Origin of the sequence: Kribbella sp. (genome assembly GCF_035687465.1) — a bacterium.
Classification (GTDB): Bacteria; Actinomycetota; Actinomycetes; order Propionibacteriales; family Kribbellaceae; genus Kribbella.
Window position 1 is genome coordinate 1 of sequence record NZ_DASRXP010000702.1, and the last position, 5,005, is coordinate 5,005.

The window sequence follows — 5,005 nt, forward strand, 5'->3', positions numbered from 1 at the left end:
GACCCCTTCGCGCGGACATCCTCGGGCAGCAAGCCCATCAAGCTGAGCGCAGTGAGCGATTTCCCGGATCCGGACTCGCCGATCAGCCCGACCCGCTCCCCCGGCCCCACGGTCAGATCGACGTCATGCACCAACGTCTTGTCCCGCACGGTCACAGTCAGCCCCTGCACCCGGAGAACATCGGGGACGTCGCTCATCGGCGGTCCTCTAGTTTGGGATCGAAGCGGTCTCGGAGGCCGTCGCCCAGGAGGTTGAAGCCCAGTACGGCGATCGCGATCGCCAACCCCGGGAACACCGCCAACCGCGGCGCACTGAACAAGAACTCCTGGCTCTCCTGCAGCATCCGCCCCCACGAAGGCGTAGGCGGAGGCGTCCCGTATCCCAGGAAAGAGAGCGCTGCCTCAGCGAGAACGGCGATCGCAAACGACACCGAAGCCTGCACAGTAATCAGGCTCGTCACATTCGGAAGAACATGCCGTACTGCGATCGGCAGCGGCTGGCGTCCGGCCGCACGAGCAGCGAGCACGTACTCGGTCCGCATCACCTGCAACGCCCCACTCCGGATCACCCGTGCAAAGCTCGGCACGGTAGCGATGCCAATAGCAACCATCGCCGTCAACGTGCTCGCCCCGAACACCGCCCCGAACATGATTGCCAACAGCAACGCCGGGAAGGCCAGCAAGAGATCGTTGGCCCGCATGATCACCTCGCTGGACCACCGCCGGCTCATCGCCGCAAGAATCCCCAGCGGTACGCCGATCACGGCAGCCACCCCGACCGCCACCAGGCCGACGAACAACGTCGTCCGCGAGCCCACCATGATCTGGCTCAACACATCCCGGCCGAACTTGTCGGTGCCGAACCAGTGGGACCACGATGGCTTGGCCAGACGAACCGCAGGATCCACGAGCGTCGCGTCGTACGGGGTCCAGATGAACGAGACCAGGGCCGTGAGCACGATGATCGCCACGATCAAACCGCCCACCACGAGACTCGGGTTCAGTCGCCTCATCGCGAACCCACCCGCAGCCGGGGATCCAGTGCGACGTACAGGAGGTCGACGAGGAAGTTGACCACCAGTACTGCGATGACGAGCACCATCACCACGTCCTGCACGAGCAGCAGATCCCGGTTGGACACACCATCGAGCAGGAGGCTGCCGAGCCCAGGGATCACGAACACGCGCTCAACCACGACAGCACCGATCAGCAGCGTCGCAAGCTGCAACCCCAGCACCGTCACCACAGGAACCGCCGCATTGCGCAGACCGTGCCGCCACAAAGCAGGGAACGGCCGCAAGCCCTTGGCGCGCGCAGTACGCAAGTAGTCCTCACGCAGGACGTCCAACACAGCACTGCGCACATAGCGAGTCAGTACTGCGCCTTGCACCAGCCCGAGCGACAAGGCTGGAAGGATCAGTTGGCGAAGGAACATCCCGGGATCTTCCGCCGGCGGCGTCCACCCGTTGGCCGGCAGCCAGCCGAGCTTCACCGCGAACAGCATGATCAGCAGGATCCCGGCCAGGAATGCCGGCACAGCAACACCAACCTGGGACAGCGCAGACAGCGCCAGCCCGGAGAGCCGCCGATGCCGCGCTGCCATCACCGTGCCGGCCGGAGCCGCAATCACCAGCGCGACCACCATCGCAACCACCACCAGCCACAGCGTCACCTGGAACCGATCGAAGATCTGCGGCCCGATAGCGGCCTTCGACACGTACGACGTCCCGAAGTCGCCCTGCAGCAGTCCGCCCAACCAGTCGAAGTACTGCGTACTCAGCGACCGGTCCAACCCGAACTGCCGACGCAACTCCGCCACGGCCTCATCGGACGCGTTCACCCCGAGCGCGACCCGAGCGGGATCGCCGGGCAATACAGCCATGAAGGCGAACACCAGCACCGAGCTGACCGCAAGGCTGACCAAGAGCACGGCCGTGCGCTCGATCAGGCGGAGGACCATCTGCTCAGCTCACCTCTCGGGTTGTCCACAGCGGGTCAAAAGGGGGCGAATGATCGGAGGGGTTTCCCGTCACAAGGGGAATCAGGAGCGGGCGAGGCGGGACAGATCGAAGGACTCCGTGATGGCGTTCTGCGGGAGGCCGGTGAGGTTCTTGTCGGCGACCACCAGGTTCGGCAGCAGGAAGAGCCAGTCGGCTGCGGCCTGCTCGGAGATGCGCCGGGCGGCCTTCTTCATCTCGCTGACCTGCGTCGCCTCGTCGCCGGCGTCCGCCGCGGCGAGCAGCCCCTGCAGCGTGGGATCGTCGTACCGGGTGTAGTACTTCGCGTTGAACACAGCACCGAGGTCGCGCGGTTCGACGTGCGCGATGATCGACATGTCGTAGTCCGCGTTCTTCAGCACGGTGGTCAGCCACGCCGCCGGGAACTCGAGCTGGTCGATCGTCACCTTCAGTCCGACCTGCTCCAGCTGGCTCTTCACGACCTGCCCGCAAGACGTTGCATAGGGCAACGTAGGCAGTCGCAACCGCAGCGTCTTGCCGGTGGCCCCGGCTGCCTGGAGAGCCGCCTTCGCCTTGGCTTGGTCGTACGGCGCAACGCTGGTCAGGTCCTCGTACCACGGGTCAGTCGGCGGAACCATGCTGCCGATCAGCTTGCCGCGTCCCGCGAAACACGTGTCCAGCAAGGCCTTGTGGTCGATCGCCTGCCGGATCGCCTGACGGACCCGGATATCCTTGAAGACCGGTTGCGAGTTGTTGAACGACAGCAGTACCTCGCCGTTCGTCGTACCCTCGATCACCTGGTACTTGTCGTTGCTGGTGAACTGACTGAGCGCCTCCGGGGCCTGCACCGTGCCGATCACATTGATCGTGCCGGTGAGCAGAGCGTTGTTCAGCGCGGTCGGGTCCTTGAAGTACTTCAGCGTGACCTGGTTGAAGAACGGCTTGGTGCCCCAGTAGTCGTCGTTGCGCTGCAGCACGATCGAGTCGCCGCGCTTCCAGGTGCCGAACTTGTACGGACCGGTGCCGACGGGATCCGTCGCGAGCTTGTCCACTCCCGTCTGGGAGAACATCGCGCCGATCCGGGTGGTCATCCGGAAGAGCCAGTCGTTGCTCGGCTTGCTCAGAGTCACCTGCAACTCGGTCGGCGAGACGGCCTTCGCGGTCTGGACCACGTCCATCGCGGCCTTGAGCGAGGTGGTCCAGTTCTTCTTCACCCGATCGATGCTGAACACCGCGTCCGCCGAGGTGAACGCCGCGCCGTTGGTGAACTTCGCGTTGTCGACCAGAGTGAAGGTGTAAAGCTTGCGGTCCGGCGAGACGGTCCACGACTTGGCCAGGTCCGGCACGATCTTGCCGGTCTCGTCCTGCTTGACGAGCCCGTTGTAGACGTTGCCGAGCAGCGCCTGCGGGATCGCGGCGCCGTCGGTGGTGGTGAAGTCGAGGCTGGCCGGCTCGGCGACCAGGCCGATCGAGAGCGCCTGGTCCGCGCCGGGCGAGGAGTTCGAGGACGAGCCGGAGCCCGCGGAGCAGGCGGTCAGGGCCAGCAGGCCCGCGGCGGCGAGCGCGACCGCCCGGGTGGGATACGACTTCACGCGAACTCCTCTTGCTGGGTTGCTGCGTTCTCTCGCCGCATTCTTGACGATCCGGCCCGGTCCACCGGCATGGGGCACGCCGGTCGGCGACTTCTCACTGCGGTGATCAACGCGACGGCAGCTGGTCAGACCAGTGGACTAGGTCTCAATAGGGCACTAGGTTTGTCGCTGCGCAGGGGTCTGTCAAGCGATCAAGTCAACCGATGAAGTCGAGCTAGGAAGTCGAGCGATGAAGGAGCGCGGCCAGATGGCGAAGGGACTGCAGTTCCAGCCGGTGCAGCCCGTCCGCGCCTACCAGCGGATCGTCGAGCAGATCGAGGACGCGCTCAGCCGCGGCGACCTCGCCCCCGGCCAACGGTTGCCGAGTGAGCGGGAACTGGTCGTCCAGTTCGCGGTCAGCCGGTCGACGGTCCGGGAGGCGCTCCGGGTGCTGGAGAGCAACGGCGTCGTCCGATCCCGCCCGGGCGATCCCAACGGGCCGGAGATCCTGCCGTACTCGTCCGGCGCGCTGCGCAAGCAGCTGGTACGGCTCGCGCGGGTGGACGAGCTGAGTCTGAGTGAGCTGATCGGGTTCCGGATGATCATGGACGGCGCGGCGATCCAGCTGGCGTCGCGGCTGCGGACCGACGAGCAACTCGCGGAGATGGAGCAGTCGCTGGTCGAGATGCGTGCCGCGATCGACATCGACTTCGCCGCCTTCAGCGAGGCGGATCTGGCGTTCCACGAGGCAGTCGCCCGGGTCAGCCGCAACTCGCTGATCGAGACCTGCAACGAGGTCGTGCGCGGCGTAGTACTGGGCCTGATCGCCGACAAGATCGCGCACGCCGCCAACAGCCGCGCACTGATGCTCGAATCCCTCCAGCACCACACCGAAGTAGTCGCCGCGATCCGAGCCGGCGACGGCCACGCCGCCGCCCGAGTCGCCCGCCAAAACCTCTACGACTACTACGCCACCTACGTCCCCGAACCCGACCGAAACCCCCTCCGCGCCCTCATCGACGAGTAACCCACTCGCCCGCGGACCGCACACCGACAGCAGCAACGGCTGCTGCGCCCGCGAGGGCGGTCGGTCTCGTCCGGCTCGCCAACGGATCACCCTCCGCTCGACCACTACCGCCCTACAGACCGGTATCCACCACAAAGCCCGCCACCGAACAAAGCCGCCCGCAGACCGATCACCCTCCGCTCGACCACTACCGCCCTACAGACCGGCATCGGCCGCAAAACCCGCCACCGAACAAAGCCGCCAGCAGACCGATCACCCCCCGTTCGACCACTGCCGCCCTACAGACCGGCATCGGCCGTAAAGCCCGGCACCGGGCGAAGCGGGGCAACGGGCTGGGCGCAGAAACGGGGCAACGGCGGGACAACGGGCAGGGCAGCGAGGCAGCGGGCAGCGGGCAGCGGGCAGCGGGCGATCGTGCATCGTTCGGTCCACCGAGCGCACTGCAACTAC

The 5,005-nt window shown here is 66.2% G+C and carries 5 protein-coding genes; 1 reads left to right on the plus strand and 4 read right to left on the minus strand.

Annotated features, from left to right (window positions below; translation table 11 throughout):
- The 4 genes from VFG33_RS38120 to VFG33_RS38135 form a co-directional block, all read right to left on the minus strand.
- On the minus strand, positions 1–197 hold a 197-nt coding region (locus VFG33_RS38120; protein ID WP_325057899.1), incomplete at its 3' end, for an ATP-binding cassette domain-containing protein.
- The gene (locus VFG33_RS38125) at positions 194–1,012 is read right to left on the minus strand and encodes an ABC transporter permease (protein WP_325057900.1); all 819 of its coding nucleotides are present in this window, start codon (positions 1,010–1,012) and stop codon (positions 194–196) included. The genes VFG33_RS38125 and VFG33_RS38120, both read right to left, overlap by 4 nt.
- Positions 1,009–1,959 (minus strand): ABC transporter permease, encoded by a 951-nt coding sequence (locus VFG33_RS38130; RefSeq protein ID WP_325057901.1) that lies wholly within the window; start codon positions 1,957–1,959, stop codon positions 1,009–1,011. The genes VFG33_RS38125 and VFG33_RS38130 overlap by 4 nt, the downstream gene beginning before the upstream one ends.
- A gap of 81 nt (positions 1,960–2,040) precedes the next feature.
- Positions 2,041–3,549 carry an ABC transporter substrate-binding protein gene (locus VFG33_RS38135; protein ID WP_325057902.1) on the minus strand — a complete coding sequence of 503 codons (1,509 nt, stop codon included), beginning with the start codon at positions 3,547–3,549 and terminating at the stop codon, positions 2,041–2,043.
- A 247-nt stretch (positions 3,550–3,796) separates the two neighbouring features.
- On the opposite strand from VFG33_RS38135, the gene VFG33_RS38140 reads away from it, so the two are divergent.
- On the plus strand, positions 3,797–4,555 hold the full coding sequence (locus VFG33_RS38140; RefSeq protein ID WP_325057903.1) for a FadR/GntR family transcriptional regulator: 759 nt from the start codon (positions 3,797–3,799) through the stop codon (positions 4,553–4,555).
- Positions 4,556–5,005: the final 450 nt, after the last annotated feature.